The sequence below is a fragment of the Massilia sp. MP_M2 genome, assembly GCF_039123635.1.
Classification (GTDB): domain Bacteria; phylum Pseudomonadota; class Gammaproteobacteria; order Burkholderiales; family Burkholderiaceae_D; genus Telluria.
Genome location: NZ_JBCHJF010000001.1, coordinates 842,970 through 857,366, shown reverse-complemented (window position 1 = coordinate 857,366; position 14,397 = coordinate 842,970). Strand labels below are relative to the sequence as shown.

Here is a 14,397-nt window from a genome sequence, read left to right as displayed (position 1 = left end):
ACCGCGCTGTGGCTGGGCGGCCTGGCGCTGTTCTTCTTCATCAGCGTGTTCGTCAAGTTCACGCTCTTGAGCTGATATGGCCACCAGCCTCAAGTTGCTGCGCCTGAACCGCCGCACCCTCGGCAAGCTGGTGGTCGTGGCGGTGGCGATGTTCGGCTTCGGCTATGCGCTCGTGCCGGTGTACCGGCAGATTTGCGAAGTGCTGGGCATCAATGTGCTCACGCAGCAGGATGGTTTTGTCGCGGCGCCGACCAATAGCCAGGTCGACAAGTCGCGCACGATCACGATCGAGCTCGATGGCAATTCGCAGGGTCCGTGGCGGTTCCGGCCCACCACACGCAGCATCGACGTGCATCCGGGCGAACTGGCCACCGTCATGTACGAGGTCGTCAACACGCAGGGGCGGGCCGTGAAAGCGCAGGCGATTCCCAGTTACGCGCCGCAGTCGGCCACGCCGCACTTCATGAAGGTCGAGTGCTTCTGCTTCCGCGAGCAGACGCTGGCCCCGAACGAAGCGCGCCAGATGCCGGTGGTGTTCTTCATCGACCCAAAACTGCCGCGCGAAGTGAAGAACATCACGCTGTCGTACACGTTCTTCGAAATTGGCGGGGCGTTCAAGGCAGCCGCCGCGTCGAAAGAAGGCGATGCAAACGGATAAGCCCCATCAGCGCAAGGGCAGTTTTTTGTCCAGCATGAAGGCCGTGCTGTGGTCGTTCTTCGGGGTGCGCAAGCGCGCCGATTACGAGAGCGATGCGGCCAGCCTGAACCCGGTTCACGTGATCGTCGCCGGCCTGATCGGGGTAGCGATCTTCATTGGCCTGATCATGCTGGCCGTGAGTTTTGCAGTGGCCTAGTTTCTCAGTTCGACGCAACAATCAACAGCATCGCCCGAGGAGATAAAGATGAGTTCGTCACAACCAGCTTCGCCATCGACTGCCGCGCCTTATTACTTCGTTCCTGGCCCCTCGCGCTGGCCGCTGCTGGCCGGCCTGTCGATGCTGGTGACGATGGCCGGCGCGTCCGGCTGGGTCAACGGGCTGCCGTTCGCGGCGCCGGTTTGCCTGACGGGCATCGTTGCGATGCTGGTCGTGCTGTACTTCTGGTTCGGCGAGGCGATTGGCGAATCCGAATCGGGGCTGTACGGCAAGCGCATCGATTTGTCGTTCCGCTGGTCGATGAGCTGGTTCATTTTCTCGGAACTGATGTTCTTCGGCGCGTTCTTCGGTGCGCTGTTTTATGCGCGCGTGATTTCGATGCCGTGGTTGGGCGACCTGGATCACCAGATCCTGTGGCCCGATTTTTCGGCACATTGGGGCAATACGGGGCCGGCCGGCATCGTCGAGGGCTTCCGCACGATGGGGCCGTTCCCGATCCCGACCATCAACACGGCGCTGCTGCTGACGTCGGGCGTGACGCTGACCATCTCGCACCATGCACTGCGCGCCGGGCACCGCGGCAAGACGGCGTTCTGGCTGGCCGCGACCATTTTGCTGGGCGCCGTGTTCATGGGTTTCCAGGTGTACGAATACATGCACGCCTACCAGGACCTGAACCTCAAGCTCACGTCGGGCATCTACGGTTCGACCTTCTTCATGCTGACTGGGTTCCACGGTTTTCACGTGACGATGGGCGCGATCATGTTGTCGGTAATTCTGTACCGCGTGCTGCGCGGGCATTTCACGGCCGAACATCACTTTGGTTTCGAAGGGGCCGCGTGGTACTGGCACTTCGTGGACGTGGTGTGGCTGGGCCTGTACGTGGTGGTGTACTGGCTGTAAAGTAGGCGCAACCGGTCAGCGCAAACCCGTCGGCGCAATCCACCCCATCTGGTGCGCCGCCAGCAGGCACAGAAACAGCACGATCGACAAGCCCACCCGCAGCGCCAGCGCATTGACGGTGCGGTTGGTGCGCCCCTTGTCGCGCATCATGAAGAACAAGGCCGACGCCAGGCTGGCCAGAATCAGGACGAAGGCGATGGCAACGAAGATTTTCATGATGGGCCCGCGAAAGGTTGAGAATTCATTGTAATGCGCTTCGCCTTCCGATTTCGTCCCGTCGCCCTGATTGCAGCACTGATTGTGGCCCTCATCGGCATCTTGCTCGGCAACTGGCAACAGGACCGGGCCGCCTACAAGACCGAACTGCAGGCGCGCCAGCTGGCGCGCGCCGCCGAGCCGCCGTTGACCCTTAGCGCCACCACCGCCACCGCCACCACCGCCACCGCCCCGGCCCCGGCCCTTGAATTTCGCCGCGTGCGCGTGCACGGCGAATTCGTCGCCGGCTGGCCCGTCCTGCTCGCGAACCGCCCGCGCGCAACCCAGTCCGGGTTCTACCTCGCAATGCCGTTTAAAATAGCGGGTGCAGATACGCATGTGCTGGTGCTGCGTGGCTGGTTGCCGCGCCAGGCCGAGTTCGACAAGCTGCCGCCGTTTGCGACGCCAGCCGGGCTGGTGACGCTCGAAGGGCGCCTCGTCCTGTCCGCCGGCAAGGTGATGGAGCTGGGCGACGGCCCGCCGCTGGCGCCGGGAGCGGCGGTGCAGAACCTGACGCCGCAAGCGCTGGCGCAGGCGAGCGGCCTGCGCTTGCTGCCGTTCGTGGTGCAGCAGACATTGCCGGCAACATCGGCCGACCCGATGGTGCGCGACTGGCCACTGCCTGACGCGGGCATCGACAAACACCGCGGCTATGCCTTCCAGTGGTATGCACTGGCGGCGCTGGCCCTTCTTTTTTATGTGATGACGGGATTTCGACGTGGCTCAAGAACAACTCGCTGACCCTGACACCGCGCGCCGTCGCGGCCGCCTCAAACTGCTGCTGGTGCTGCTGATCTGCGCCGCGCCGCTGATCGTGTCGTACATTACCTTCTACATCGTCAAGCCGACCGACCGCACCAATTACGGCACGATCCTCGATGCGCGCACGCTGCCGATCCCGCAGATGGCCACGACCACGCTCGATGGCCAGCCGCGCACGCTCGCCGACCTGAAAGGCAAATGGGTCATGCTGCGCGTGGGTGGCGGCAAGTGCAATGACGAATGCATGCGCCAGCTGTACGCGATGCGCCAGTGGCGCACGATGCAGGGCAAGAACATGGAACGCATGGAACGCGTGTGGCTGATCACGGACAGCGAACCGCTCGACACCGTCCTCATGCGCGAATACGACGGCATGGAATTGCTGCGTTCGCCGGCCGCGACAGTGGCCAAGTGGCTGCCGACCGAAGCGGGCCGCCCCCCGAGCGACCATATCTACCTGATCGACCCGCTGGGCAACCTGATGATGCGTTTCCCGTACCAGCCCGAACCCGGCCGCGTCTACAAGGACCTCGCCAAGCTGCTCAAGGCGTCGGCCATCGGCTAAATCACGTCACCCGTAAAGAATCACATGGACCTGTCTTCCCTCATACACCTCGGCCTGATGGGCCTGCTCGTGGCCAGCCTGCCGCTGGCGATCGTCTGGATGTCGTCCGACGCCCACAAATACCGCAAGCTGGTCTGGGTGATGGTGTTTCTCACGTTCGACCTGATCGTGTTCGGCGGCTTCACGCGCCTGACCGACTCGGGCCTGGGTTGCCCGGACTGGCCGGGCTGCTACGGTGAAGCCAACCCGTTCCTGGCGCACGAGCAGATCGCCGCCGCCGAAGCGGCGATGCCGACCGGCCCGGTCACGGTGGCCAAGGCCTGGATCGAGATGATCCACCGCTACCTGGCGATGGGCATCGGCGCGCTGATCCTGGCGCTGCTGTTCACGTCGGTCAAGCAATGGCGCCGCACGCACGACGCCGTGTTCCAGCCGGCCATGCCGATCGCCTTGCTGGTCTCGGTGCTGGTGCAGGGCGCATTCGGCGCCTGGACCGTCACGCTCAAGCTGCAACCGGTCATCGTCACCATCCACCTGTTGCTGGGCATGACACTGCTGGCAATGCTGGTCTGGATGGGATGCCGTGAAGACGCGCTGCTCAAGCCGCCGGCGCCGCTGCAAAGGGCAGGCACTGCGCCGGGCCTGGTCGCACGGCTGCGCGCTCTGCGCTGGCTGTCGCCCCTCGCCGCCGTCGTGCTCACCGTGCAGATCGCGCTGGGCGGGTGGGTAAGCACTAACTATGCAACCATGGCCTGCGACACGTTCCCGCTGTGCCAGGGCGCGGTCGTGCCAGAGCTGGACTTCGAGCATGGCTTCCACCTGTGGCGCGAATTGGGCAAGACGATGGAAGGGCATTATTTGCCATTCTCGGCGCTGGTGGCGATCCACTGGGTACACCGCGCCTTCGCGCTGGCCGTCGTGCTGGTGCTGGGCCTGGCCGCGTGGCGCGCCTGGCGTCTGCCGGCGCTGGGCAAGACCGCACGTCTGCTGGTACTGGTCATGGTGGCGCAGCTGCTCACCGGCATCGCGACCGTGTATTTCAGCTTCCCGCTGGCGATTGCCGTCATGCATAACGCCGGGGCGGCGCTGCTGGTGATTTTGGTGACCATGTTAAACTACCGGGTGAAGTTCCAACTCGACGCGGCCCGCGCTGTCCCAGCGCCCGGAATCGCCGCGTCCGCAAGCACCCATTGATGACAACCCAGACAGCCATCCCCAAGCCCCAAAGCCGTTTCTCGCAGTATTGGACCCTGACCAAGCCGCGCGTGACGAAGCTGGCAGTTTTCTGCGCCGTGATCGGGATGTTTCTCGCTACGGACGGCTTCCCGGGCTGGCAAACGCTGATCGCCGGCACGGTCGGTATCTGGCTGCTGGCCGCTGCCGCATTCGCCGTCAATTGCCTGGTCGAGGCGCGTGTCGATGCGCGCATGACGCGCACCGCGCGCCGCGCCACGGCCTCGGGCGAACTGAGCACGACGCAGACCGTGGTCTTCTCGTCCATCATCGGCGGCCTGGGCATGCTGGTGCTCTACACGCTCGTCAATCCGCTGACCATGTGGCTGACCTTCGTCACGTTCGTCGGCTACGCTTTCATCTATACGCTGCTGCTCAAGCCGAACACGTCGCAGAACATCGTCATCGGCGGCCTGTCGGGCGCGATGCCGCCCGCGCTGGGCTGGGCAGCGGTGGCCAACGAGGTGCCGATGGAAGCGTGGCTGCTGGTCCTGATCATTTTCATGTGGACGCCGCCGCATTTCTGGGTGCTGGCAATGTACCGCCGCGAAGACTACGCGCGCTCGGGCCTGCCGATGCTGCCGATCACGCACGGCATGAAGTTCACTGGCCTGCAGGTGTGGCTGTACACGATCGGCCTGGCTGCCACCACCTTGCTGCCGTTCGCGGTCGGCATGAGCGGCCTGATCTACCTGGCGGCGGCGGTGCCGCTCAACGCCGTTTTCCTGCGCCACTCGTGGCGCGTGCACCGCAACTACAGCGATGCGCAGGCGCGCAAGACGTTCACCTGGTCGATCGTTTACCTGTCGCTGCTGTTCGCGGCGCTGCTGGTCGACCATTACTTCAAGTTTTGATTCGCAAATTTTAATGCGCAAGTTCTGATGATGGGTTCAAGATGAAACGACTGCTGACCATAGCGGCGTTCTCGGCCGTGGCGCTGTTTGCCACCGGCTGCGACAAGCTGCGCGACAAAGCCCCTGCCTTCCATAACACGGACGTGACGGGCGTCGACTATGCCAAGGGCTTCACGCTGACCGACCACACCGGCAAGGTACGCACGCTGCAAGACTTCCGCGGCAAGATCGTCGTGATGTTTTTCGGCTATACCCAGTGCCCGGACGTGTGCCCGACCACGATGGCCGAAATGGCGACCGTGCTGAAAGAAATGGGCCCGTCGGCCGACGAAGTGCAGGTGCTGTTCGTCACGGTCGACCCCGAGCGCGACACGCAGGAACTGCTGTCGCACTATGTGCCGGCGTTCGACAAGCGCTTCATCGGCCTGTACGGCGACGCCGCCGCGACCGCCAAAGTGGCCAAGGAATTCAAGGTTTTCTACGCCAAGGCGCCGGGCGCCGACGCCAGCAGCTACACGGTCGACCACACGGCCGGCAGCTTCGTGTTCGACAAGCAGGGCCAGTTGCGCCTGTTCGTGCGCCATGGCCAGGGGCCGGGCCTGATCGCTCACGACCTGCGCCAACTGCTATGATGCCGTAAACACCACTTCCCTGAGGCAGCATGGAGCAGCAACGATCCGGCAGAAACTACACCCGTATCGCCATGGTCATCCTGCTCACGCTGGGCTGCCTGTATGTGCTGCGGCCCTTCCTGCCGGCGATCCTGTTCGCCGCCGCCGTCGCCATCTCGAGCTGGCCGCTGTACCTGCGGCTGCTCACGCGCCTGAACGGCCAGCGCACGATTGCGGCGCTGACCATGACGCTCACGCTCACGCTGCTGTTCATCATTCCGTTGTCGATGGTCGCCTACAACTTGGGCGACGACGTCGCCCGTGGCTTCGGCGAACTGCGCATGCTGATCGAGCACCGCGAATTGGCGCCGCCCACCTGGCTGCGCGAGATCCCGCTGGTTGGCCCGTCGGTCGAGACCTATCTGAACGACCTGATCGCCAGCCGCGAGCAGATGCTGGCGCTGGCCCAGCGCATGCTCGAGCCGGCGCGCCACTGGCTGGTCAAGGGCGGGCTGATGCTTGGCACCGGCGTCGTGCAAATGAGCCTGGCCGCGTTCGTGAGCTTCTTCCTGTACCGCGACGGCAACGGCTTGCTCTCGATCATCGAAGTCACGATGCGCAAGGTGATGGGCGAGGGCGCCGAATCGATTCAGGCCACTGTCAGCCAGACGGTGCGCGGCGTGATGTATGGCCTGCTCGGCACCGCGCTGGCACAGGCAATCGTCGCCGCCATCGGCTTTGCGATTGCCGGCGTGCCAGGCGTGCCGCTGCTGTCGGTGCTGATCTTCCTGACGTCGCTGATCCCCTTCGGCCCGCCACTGGTCTGGGGCGGCGCCGCGCTCTGGCTGTTCGCGCAGGGTGAGACGGGCTGGTCGATCTTCATGACGGTCTGGGGTGCGGTATTGATCAGCGGCGTCGACAACGTCGTGCGCCCGATGCTGATCAGCCGTGGCAGCAGCCTGCCGTTCCTGCTCACGCTGCTCGGCGTGCTGGGCGGCCTGATCGCATTCGGCTTCATCGGGATGTTCATCGGGCCGGTCCTGCTGGCCGTGGGCTATTCCTTGATGAGCGAGTGGACCGGGACCGAAGATCCGATCGTCAAGCACGACGAGGAACGCGTCGTCGAATAGGGTTCAATCGAGTTTTCCTGCTGGAACCGTAAGAGGGGTGCGCGAACCCCTGTGCTATCGTCGACAGCACATACTCGTGAACCAACAAGGCGTGATGGATGGCTCGCTTGCTGCTTGCAACCGGGCTGTCTTCGCCTGCTCGAAAGGAATTCAATGAACCGTTTTAACGAAAAAACCATCCTCGTTACCGGCGCCGCGTCGGGTATCGGCCTGTCGGCCGCCCGCCGTTTTCTGGATGAAGGCGCCCGGGTCGTCATGCTCGATATCGATGGCGATAAACTCGACAAGGCCGCGGCCAGTCTTCCCCAAGATCGTGTGCTGGTGCAGGTCGGCGACACCGCCGACAAGGCCACCGCAACAGCGGCCGTCAAGGCTGCCGTCGAACGCTTCGGCAGCCTGCATATTCTGATCAACAATGCCGGTATTGCGACGGATGGCGACATCATGGCAACGAGCGAAGAAGACTTCGAGCGCGTCATGGCCGTCAATGTCACCGGCTACTATCACATGGCCAAGGCAGCGATGCCCGAGCTGGTCAAGTCGCGCGGATCGATTGTCATGACGTCATCGGTCTCTGGGTTGGGCGGCGACTGGGAAATGTTCGCCTACAACACGTCGAAGGGCGCGGTCAGCAATATGGTGCGCGCGATGGCAATGGATGCAGCCAAGGATGGGGTGCGTGTGAACGCGGTCAATCCAAGCTTGACCAAAACCGGGCTGACCGAGGACATGGTCAACAAGCCTGAGCTGATCGCCAAATTCAACGAGCGCATGCCGCTGGGCGCACCGGAAGATCCGGATGGCATCGCCGCTGCGATGGCGTTTCTGGCGAGCGACGATGCGCGCCTCATTACTGGTGTGAACTTGCCGGTGGATGCGGGATTGATGGCATCGAACGGTCCGCCGCCGCAGTAAGACATTGGCAGCACGGGGACATGCGTTTGGCATGCCCCCCGCTGTACGGTGATGTCAGGCGTGGGCGAAGCGCAATGAGCCCTTTCCGCCGACACACGGTTTACTTCTGCATGCTGTAACGCTCGAGCCAATGCGCATATGGCGCCGGCAACACCCAGGTCGGACGCTCAATGCCCAGCTCCTTGGCGGCTTCCAGCGGGTAATGCGGATTGGCCAGGTGGGCGCGGCCGACCATGACCAGGTCCAGCTGTTCGTCGGCCACGGCGCGCTCCGCCAGGTGCGGACCGTCGAAGCCCCACGCCGACGCGACCGGGATGCCGGCTTCGTCACGCACGCGCTTGGCCACCGGGCCCAGGAAGGCCGGTCCCCAGGGGATATTCACATCCGGAATCGTGAAGTTGACGCTGACGCTCAGCATGTCCAGACCGCGCTGGCGCATCATGCGAACCAGTTCGATCGACTCGTTGACGGTTTGTTCATCGTTGCCATCGTATTCGATGACACCAAGGCGCGCGGTGAGCGGCAGGTTGGTCGGCCAGATTTCGCGCACGGCTTCCAGGGTCTCGAGCAGGAAGCGGCTGCGACCGGCGAAGTCACCGCCGTACTGGTCGGTGCGCTGGTTGGAGTGCGGCGAAAAGAAGCTTTGGCCCAGGTAACCGTGCGCAAAGTGCAATTCGAGCCATTCGAAGCCGGCAGCAAGCGCGCGACGGGCAGCGTCGACGAAATTGGCCTTGACGCGCGCGATGTCGTCCAGCGTCATTTCCTTTGGCACTTTCGGCAGGTTGTTGCCGAAGGCAATCGCCGACGGTGCGATGGTATCCCAACCGTAGGCATCTTCCGACGGGATGTGGTCGTCGCCTTCCCACGGACGGTTGGCGCTCGCCTTGCGGCCGGCGTGGCCGATCTGGATACCGGCGACCGCACCGGCGGCCTTGATACGGGCCGCAATGTGGGCCATGCCCTCGACCTGTGCATCGTTCCACAAACCGGTGCAGCCCGGGGTGATCCGGCCTTCGGGCGAAACTGCTGTCGCTTCCACGATCACCAGGCCCGCGCCGCCGCGGGCAATGCTGGCGTAATGCGTCTGATGCCAGTCATTGACGAAGCCATCGTTGGCGGTGTACTGGCACATTGGCGGTACCGCGATGCGGTTGCGCAAAGTGACGTCTTTGAGTGTGAACGGTGTAAATAAGGCTGCCATTGATTTTTCGTTTTCGTAACGTGAGGGTCAAGCCGCGGTCTTCGCCGCGACGGTCGGCCAGTATAGAAGGAAGGCGGAAAGCGTGCTTGAGGGGCCAGCTTTTTGCGGCTGTGGCGGTCGATCCGCGCTGAACGCGCGTCACGCAAACTCCGGCCAGCGCGTCCGATCAGTCGCTGTTCCTGGGCAACGTGAAGCAGCCGACTGGCCCGCGCAGACCGTTGTGATAATCTTGTCGGCCGCTCACTTTCAGGGACCATCATGACGTTGCCCGTTGTTGCTATTTTCGTTGCCAAGCCCGGTTTTGAACAGAAACTGGAAACACTGTTATGCAGCGTTGTCGAGCCGACACTGCGCGAGGAAGGCTGCATCAGCTACCAAGTGAACCGCGACATCGCCAATCCACGTCGCTTCGTATTCACGGAGGAGTGGCAGAGCAAGGCGGACCTTGACCGGCATCTTGCAGCGCCGCATCTGAGGATGCTGGCGGAGCAGGTACCGGAGTTAATCGAATCGAGTGATGTGTTCCTGCTGGCGAAGCTTGTCGGCGGTGCAGCATAAGCTTGCTGGCCGTGAACTTCTAGAATCCAAAAACTGTTGAGCAATCGACTTGAGAAGTCTGGTATCAAAAGCCGGGGTCAGGTCCGACATTTGGACACGGACTCTGCGTTAAGCAGTCATCGTTCGTCCAGCAACGATAAGCATAGTGTTGAGCTCGTGTCTGAATGTCAGACCTGAGGTGGTCCGGATATTCTGCACGCGAATTTCACGCCTTGCCCGAATCGCATACACTGAAACCCCTCACCTATCAGGAGCCAGTATGCGAACGAAACACGCCACACAGATCGTCTTTGTCCTCGCCAGCCTCTGTGCAGGGCAGGTATTCGCGCAGCAACCGACCATCAAACCCGGGCTGTGGCAGATCGATATGTCGCTGTCTGACAAAGCGGCGGGCAATCCGCTGGGGGGCTATGTCGAGCTGATGAAAAGCCAGATGGCCTCGATGACGCCCGAGCAGCGCGCGCAGATCGATAACATGCTGGCCGCCAGCGGCACCGAACTGAAAGGCGATGGCTTACGCACGAGACAGTGCATTACCCAGCAAAACATCAACGATTTCGATTTGTTCGGTAAAAAAGGCGCAGATTCCTGCACCAAGAAGATGACACCCATCGCCGGCGGAATGAATGTGAACATGGTCTGCACCCAGCCTCGGATGAAGGTCGACGCCGTCTTGAGGGCCGACAGTGAAACGGCGTATCGGTTCGAATCGGTCGCTACCGTGCCGGGGCCGGGTGGCCAGGAGATCAGCCAGAAATCCAGCGGCACCGGTCGATGGCTGGGAAGCGACTGCGCAAAAACCGGCACGGCAGCCGCTGGCCGATAATCTGTACGGCGTCGTTTAACGTAGCAAAGGGCGGCCTGGCAGGCGCTCATTGCGGTACGCATCGTCCAATCCTGCAACACCCCGTTGTCACGCAGGCCATCTTCCGTAAAAAAAACCATACCTGATCGACATGCTGGCCGCCAACGTGCGCTGGCCATGTGTCGATCCACCGGGCCATCTCCGGCGCAAGGCAACCACTCCCAAAGTGTGGCCGCATCAACAACAGCTTGGCGCGCGAATTCATGCCACTGTCATCATGCCGAATTAGCATCCCCCCGTCAGCGCCGCCAGGATGGCGCTGACAACTTCTGCTGCGCCCGCCCGTAGCGCGAGGCAGTACAGCCAGACAGTCCGGCTGTTCCCCTGCAGCGCCTTGCTTGCTCAAAATAACGCATATAACTTGAAGAGGGTTTGCTTTTATGAAAACGTCGCATCTCGGACTGTTGCCGCTCGCGGCCATGCTGTTCGCGCCGGTCGCCGCCCACGCCATGCCCGTATCGACACTCACGGGCGAGCGTCCGCTGGTGATTGCCCATCGTGGCGCGAGCGGTTACCTGCCGGAAGAGTCGGTGCAGTCCTATCAACTCGCCATCCGCATGGGCGCCGACTATATCGAAGGCGATGTGTACCTGACCGCCGACAACAAGGCGGTGATGCTGCATGACGCGACGTTGAACGCCACGACGAATGTCGTGGCGTTTGCGGCGACGCATCCCGAGATCGCCGCCCTGCGTTCCAGCAATGGGACGTACGATGTGCGCAGATTCACGCTGGCGCAACTGGAGCAGCTGTCCGTGACGTGCCGCAACGCCAATGGCTACTGCACTGACAAGACCTATTTCGACCCGGCCATCTCGTACAGCTTCACGTCCTACGACGCCTTCCTCGACCTGGCCTACAACCACTTTCTGGAGACCGGCGTGGCCATCGGCGTCTTCCCGGAAGCCAAGCAGACCGGCCTTGGCGTGGCGGAAGCCATCCTGGCGGGCCTGACCAATGCGAAGTACAACGGCTATTTCACGACGGCGGGCCGCGCGCTGACGCAGTCGTTCAATGCGGCGCAGGTAGAGTACCTGAACACCAACTCGTCCATCCCGGTCAGCTATCTGGGCGTCTGCCCCACCACGGCGGCAGGGGCAGCAGCGGTCGCCGCCATCGCCGACGGGATCGGCCCTTCGGCGAGCCTGCTCAGCGCAGCCTGCGTAAAGGCCGCGCACGACGCCGGAATGACGGTGACGCCGTACACGTTCCTGAACAATCCGGCCAGCTATGAGGCGGCCTACAACCTCGGTGTGGACGGCGTCTTCACGAACTACCCTGACATCGCTGTCACCGCGCGCGACGCTGTATTCGGGCCGGCCACGCCGGTGCCCGAGCCGCATTCACTGGCGCTGCTGGGCCTGGGTCTGGCCGGCATCATCGGACTGAAAAAGCGCAAGCAGGCTTGACCACGGGAGTGATTTGCACGCCCGGCCGGCATGTCCGGCCGGGCGTTTTCTCCAGCGCCGGTAATTCATGCGGCAAGCATCGCCCGCGTCATCAGAGCGTCATCGGGGCTCGCTAAGATTTGCCGTCTTTCACTTTTGCCAATTGTCACCCCATGAACCAATCTGACTCACGCCGCAATTTCATTCGTACCTTCTCCCTCGGCACCGTCGCCGTGTCCGCACTCCCGCTCGCGGCCTGCGGCGGCGGCGACGGCGACGACCGCACGGTCAGCTTCGCGCATGGCGTGGCCAGCGGCGATCCTCTGGCCGACCGCGTCATCCTGTGGACGCGCATCACGGCCACCGGCGCCGGTGACATCGACGTCGGCTGGGAAATTTCCGAGACGAGCGACTTTTCGCGCACGGTGGCCTCGGGCAGCCTGCGCACCGGGGGCGCCACCGACTTCACGGTGAAAGTGGATGCCACCGGCCTGACGGCCAACCGCAGCTATTTCTACCGCTTCGGCTGCTACGGCCAGCTCTCGCCGGTGGGCCGTACGAAGACGCTGCCAACCGGCAGCGTGTCACGCGTGCGCTTTGCCGTGTTCAGCTGCTCGAACTATCCGGCCGGCTACTTCAACGTGTATGCCGACGCTGCCAGGTTTGACGATATCGATGTCGGCCTGCACCTGGGCGACTACATCTACGAATACGCCGCCGGCGGCTATGCCTCGCAGAGCGCGGCCACCCTGGGGCGCGTGTCGAAGCCGACCACCGAGATCATCACGCTGACGGATTACCGGATCCGCTTCCAGCAATACCGCACCGACCCGGACCTGCAGGCGGTGCATGCACGCATGCCCTTCATCACGGTCTGGGATGACCATGAACTGACCAACGACACCTGGAGCGGTGGCGCCGAGAATCACGATCCGGCCACCGAAGGCTTGTGGTCGGCGCGGCGCCAGATGGCGATCCAGGCTTATCACGAATGGATGCCGATCCGCGTGCCGGACGCCGCGCGGCCGGACAGGATCTATCGCTCGTTCGATTTCGGCAATCTGATTTCGCTGCACATGCTCGACACCCGCGTGATCGGTCGCGACAAGCAACTGGGCTACGCCAGCTATGTCGGCGCCGACCGCAGCTTCAACAGCGCCGCGTTCACTGCCGATGTGACGAACCCGGCGCGCCAGCTGATGGGCACGGAGCAGACCGCCTGGCTGCAGGGCCAGATGAGCAAGTCGACTGCCACCTGGCAGATCCTGGGCCAGCAGGTGCTGATGGCGCGCATGCTGCTGCCGTCGCCGATGGTGCTGGGCACCACGGGCTATCCGGCGTACTTCGCGATCGCCGCCAAGGTCAAGGCCGGTGTGGCGCTGACCGCCGCCGAAACGCAGTTGCTTGCGGCCACGCCGGTGCCATACAACCTCGATGCCTGGGATGGCTATCCTGCAGCGCGCGAAACGGTGCTGAACATGGCGCAGGCGCTGAACAAAAACATGGTGGTGCTGGCGGGCGACACGCACAATGCCTGGGTCAGCGATCTGGCCGACCAGCAGGGGCGGGCAGTGGGTGTCGAATTCGGCGTCCCTTCCGTGACCTCGCCCGGTTTCGAAAGCTATTTCCCGACTGCCGCGCCCGCCACCATCGCGGGCGGCATGGAGCAGCTGATCGGGCCGCTGCAATACGCCGAGACGGCCTTGCGCGGCTTCGTCGTGCTGACTGTGACGCCGACCGAAACACGGGCCGAGTACCGCTACGTCGATACGATCACGTCGAAGACCTACAAGGCGGCCGTCGGCAAGACGCTGCGCATGTTGCCGGGCGCAGCGAACCGCAAGATCGTGGCCGCCTGACGGGTGCGTGGAGCGAGGCGCCGGTCCTCGCTCCTTACCCCGTTCAACACAATCCCAGCTGCCAGACGAGCTTCTCCCGATCCTTTTCCAGCAGCTGCACCTCGACCCCCTTGCTGGCCGAGCGCGTGATCACGACCGTCTTGTGAAAGTAGGTGTACCCGATGCTGACCACGCCCGAGCTCTCGGTGCCCTTGACGTCGGCCCGGTCGAGGTTGAGCTTCAGGTTCTGCAGGATCTTCGCATCGGTCCAGCCGGCCGACAGGCGCACGTGGCGCGTGCGGTCGTCGCCATTGGCCTGCGGATAGACGCGCTCGCAGGCATGGGCGGGGGCGGGCGCCAAGACAAGCGTGGCCAGTGACAGCAAGCCTGCTGCGAGAAGGTTCAGGGACAAGGCGCGGGTCATGGTGTTGATGTCGGTAAGGA

Annotated in this window: 17 protein-coding genes; 14 read left to right on the top strand and 3 right to left on the bottom strand. The window is 63.3% G+C overall.

What is annotated here, in order from left to right:
* Window positions 1-76: 76 nt before the first annotated feature.
* Genes RCH14_RS03845 through RCH14_RS03835 form a run of 3 tightly spaced genes read left to right on the top strand, consistent with a single transcriptional unit; the run spans window position 77 to window position 1,778 of the window.
* The gene (locus tag RCH14_RS03845) at window positions 77-658 is read left to right on the top strand and encodes a cytochrome c oxidase assembly protein (protein WP_343024825.1); all 582 of its coding nucleotides are present in this window, start codon (window positions 77-79) and stop codon (window positions 656-658) included.
* Entirely contained in the window at window positions 645-854 is a 210-nt protein-coding gene (locus tag RCH14_RS03840) for a DUF2970 domain-containing protein (protein WP_343024824.1), read from the top strand. Before RCH14_RS03845 ends, RCH14_RS03840 begins: the two co-directional genes overlap by 14 nt.
* A gap of 48 nt (window positions 855-902) precedes the next feature.
* Entirely contained in the window at window positions 903-1,778 is an 876-nt protein-coding gene (locus RCH14_RS03835) for a cytochrome c oxidase subunit 3 (RefSeq protein ID WP_343024823.1), read from the top strand.
* 15 nt (window positions 1,779-1,793) lie between these two features.
* Here the strand turns inward: RCH14_RS03835 and RCH14_RS03830 are convergent, their stop codons facing one another.
* The gene (locus tag RCH14_RS03830) at window positions 1,794-1,994 is read right to left on the bottom strand and encodes a twin transmembrane helix small protein (RefSeq protein ID WP_183557020.1); all 201 of its coding nucleotides are present in this window, start codon (window positions 1,992-1,994) and stop codon (window positions 1,794-1,796) included.
* Window positions 1,995-2,027: 33 nt separating this feature from the next.
* On the opposite strand from RCH14_RS03830, the gene RCH14_RS03825 reads away from it, so the two are divergent.
* The 7 genes from RCH14_RS03825 (at window position 2,028) to RCH14_RS03795 (ending at window position 8,103) form a co-directional block, all read left to right on the top strand.
* Window positions 2,028-2,774, top strand: a complete 747-nt coding sequence (locus tag RCH14_RS03825) for an SURF1 family protein (protein WP_343024822.1) — start codon at window positions 2,028-2,030, stop codon at window positions 2,772-2,774.
* Complete coding sequence (locus RCH14_RS03820; RefSeq protein WP_343024821.1) at window positions 2,752-3,360, top strand: SCO family protein; 609 nt, start codon at window positions 2,752-2,754, stop codon at window positions 3,358-3,360. Before RCH14_RS03825 ends, RCH14_RS03820 begins: the two co-directional genes overlap by 23 nt.
* A gap of 24 nt (window positions 3,361-3,384) precedes the next feature.
* A complete protein-coding gene (locus RCH14_RS03815; protein WP_343024820.1) occupies window positions 3,385-4,554 on the top strand; it encodes a COX15/CtaA family protein in 1,170 nt (389 codons plus the stop codon).
* Window positions 4,554-5,447: a heme o synthase gene (gene cyoE / locus RCH14_RS03810; protein ID WP_343024819.1), complete on the top strand. Its 894-nt coding sequence runs from the start codon at window positions 4,554-4,556 to the stop codon at window positions 5,445-5,447. The genes RCH14_RS03815 and cyoE overlap by 1 nt, the downstream gene beginning before the upstream one ends.
* A gap of 41 nt (window positions 5,448-5,488) precedes the next feature.
* Window positions 5,489-6,079: an SCO family protein gene (locus RCH14_RS03805; protein ID WP_343024818.1), complete on the top strand. Its 591-nt coding sequence runs from the start codon at window positions 5,489-5,491 to the stop codon at window positions 6,077-6,079.
* Between the two features lie 29 nt (window positions 6,080-6,108).
* On the top strand, window positions 6,109-7,188 hold the full coding sequence (locus tag RCH14_RS03800) for an AI-2E family transporter (protein ID WP_343024817.1): 1,080 nt from the start codon (window positions 6,109-6,111) through the stop codon (window positions 7,186-7,188).
* A gap of 153 nt (window positions 7,189-7,341) precedes the next feature.
* A complete protein-coding gene (locus RCH14_RS03795) occupies window positions 7,342-8,103 on the top strand; it encodes a glucose 1-dehydrogenase (RefSeq protein WP_343024816.1) in 762 nt (253 codons plus the stop codon).
* 100 nt (window positions 8,104-8,203) lie between these two features.
* On the opposite strand, the gene RCH14_RS03790 is transcribed toward RCH14_RS03795, so the two are convergent.
* Window positions 8,204-9,304: an NADH:flavin oxidoreductase/NADH oxidase gene (locus RCH14_RS03790; RefSeq protein ID WP_343024815.1), complete on the bottom strand. Its 1,101-nt coding sequence runs from the start codon at window positions 9,302-9,304 to the stop codon at window positions 8,204-8,206.
* 258 nt (window positions 9,305-9,562) lie between these two features.
* On the opposite strand from RCH14_RS03790, the gene RCH14_RS03785 reads away from it, so the two are divergent.
* The 4 genes from RCH14_RS03785 to RCH14_RS03770 all read left to right on the top strand — a co-directional run bounded on the left by RCH14_RS03785 (window position 9,563) and on the right by RCH14_RS03770 (window position 13,974).
* Window positions 9,563-9,862 (top strand): putative quinol monooxygenase, encoded by a 300-nt coding sequence (locus RCH14_RS03785; RefSeq protein ID WP_343024814.1) that lies wholly within the window; start codon window positions 9,563-9,565, stop codon window positions 9,860-9,862.
* A gap of 259 nt (window positions 9,863-10,121) precedes the next feature.
* Window positions 10,122-10,688, top strand: a complete 567-nt coding sequence (locus RCH14_RS03780; protein WP_343024813.1) for a DUF3617 domain-containing protein — start codon at window positions 10,122-10,124, stop codon at window positions 10,686-10,688.
* A 419-nt stretch (window positions 10,689-11,107) separates the two neighbouring features.
* Window positions 11,108-12,136: a glycerophosphodiester phosphodiesterase family protein gene (locus tag RCH14_RS03775; protein ID WP_343024812.1), complete on the top strand. Its 1,029-nt coding sequence runs from the start codon at window positions 11,108-11,110 to the stop codon at window positions 12,134-12,136.
* Between the two features lie 152 nt (window positions 12,137-12,288).
* On the top strand, window positions 12,289-13,974 hold the full coding sequence (locus RCH14_RS03770; protein WP_343024811.1) for an alkaline phosphatase D family protein: 1,686 nt from the start codon (window positions 12,289-12,291) through the stop codon (window positions 13,972-13,974).
* 43 nt (window positions 13,975-14,017) lie between these two features.
* On the opposite strand, the gene RCH14_RS03765 is transcribed toward RCH14_RS03770, so the two are convergent.
* Entirely contained in the window at window positions 14,018-14,377 is a 360-nt protein-coding gene (locus RCH14_RS03765) for a hypothetical protein (protein ID WP_343024810.1), read from the bottom strand.
* Between the last annotated feature and the right edge of the window lie 20 nt (window positions 14,378-14,397).

Coding starts and splice junctions, on each gene's coding strand:
- RCH14_RS03845 (WP_343024825.1), top strand. CDS start 77: ATGGCCACCAGCCTCAAGTTGCTGCGCCTGAACCGCCGCACCCTCGGC.
- RCH14_RS03840 (WP_343024824.1), top strand. CDS start 645: ATGCAAACGGATAAGCCCCATCAGCGCAAGGGCAGTTTTTTGTCCAGC.
- RCH14_RS03835 (WP_343024823.1), top strand. CDS start 903: ATGAGTTCGTCACAACCAGCTTCGCCATCGACTGCCGCGCCTTATTAC.
- RCH14_RS03830 (WP_183557020.1), bottom strand. CDS start 1,994: ATGAAAATCTTCGTTGCCATCGCCTTCGTCCTGATTCTGGCCAGCCTG.
- RCH14_RS03825 (WP_343024822.1), top strand. CDS start 2,028: ATGCGCTTCGCCTTCCGATTTCGTCCCGTCGCCCTGATTGCAGCACTG.
- RCH14_RS03815 (WP_343024820.1), top strand. CDS start 3,385: ATGGACCTGTCTTCCCTCATACACCTCGGCCTGATGGGCCTGCTCGTG.
- cyoE (WP_343024819.1), top strand. CDS start 4,554: ATGACAACCCAGACAGCCATCCCCAAGCCCCAAAGCCGTTTCTCGCAG.
- RCH14_RS03805 (WP_343024818.1), top strand. CDS start 5,489: ATGAAACGACTGCTGACCATAGCGGCGTTCTCGGCCGTGGCGCTGTTT.
- RCH14_RS03800 (WP_343024817.1), top strand. CDS start 6,109: ATGGAGCAGCAACGATCCGGCAGAAACTACACCCGTATCGCCATGGTC.
- RCH14_RS03795 (WP_343024816.1), top strand. CDS start 7,342: ATGAACCGTTTTAACGAAAAAACCATCCTCGTTACCGGCGCCGCGTCG.
- RCH14_RS03790 (WP_343024815.1), bottom strand. CDS start 9,304: ATGGCAGCCTTATTTACACCGTTCACACTCAAAGACGTCACTTTGCGC.
- RCH14_RS03785 (WP_343024814.1), top strand. CDS start 9,563: ATGACGTTGCCCGTTGTTGCTATTTTCGTTGCCAAGCCCGGTTTTGAA.
- RCH14_RS03780 (WP_343024813.1), top strand. CDS start 10,122: ATGCGAACGAAACACGCCACACAGATCGTCTTTGTCCTCGCCAGCCTC.
- RCH14_RS03775 (WP_343024812.1), top strand. CDS start 11,108: ATGAAAACGTCGCATCTCGGACTGTTGCCGCTCGCGGCCATGCTGTTC.
- RCH14_RS03770 (WP_343024811.1), top strand. CDS start 12,289: ATGAACCAATCTGACTCACGCCGCAATTTCATTCGTACCTTCTCCCTC.
- RCH14_RS03765 (WP_343024810.1), bottom strand. CDS start 14,377: ATGACCCGCGCCTTGTCCCTGAACCTTCTCGCAGCAGGCTTGCTGTCA.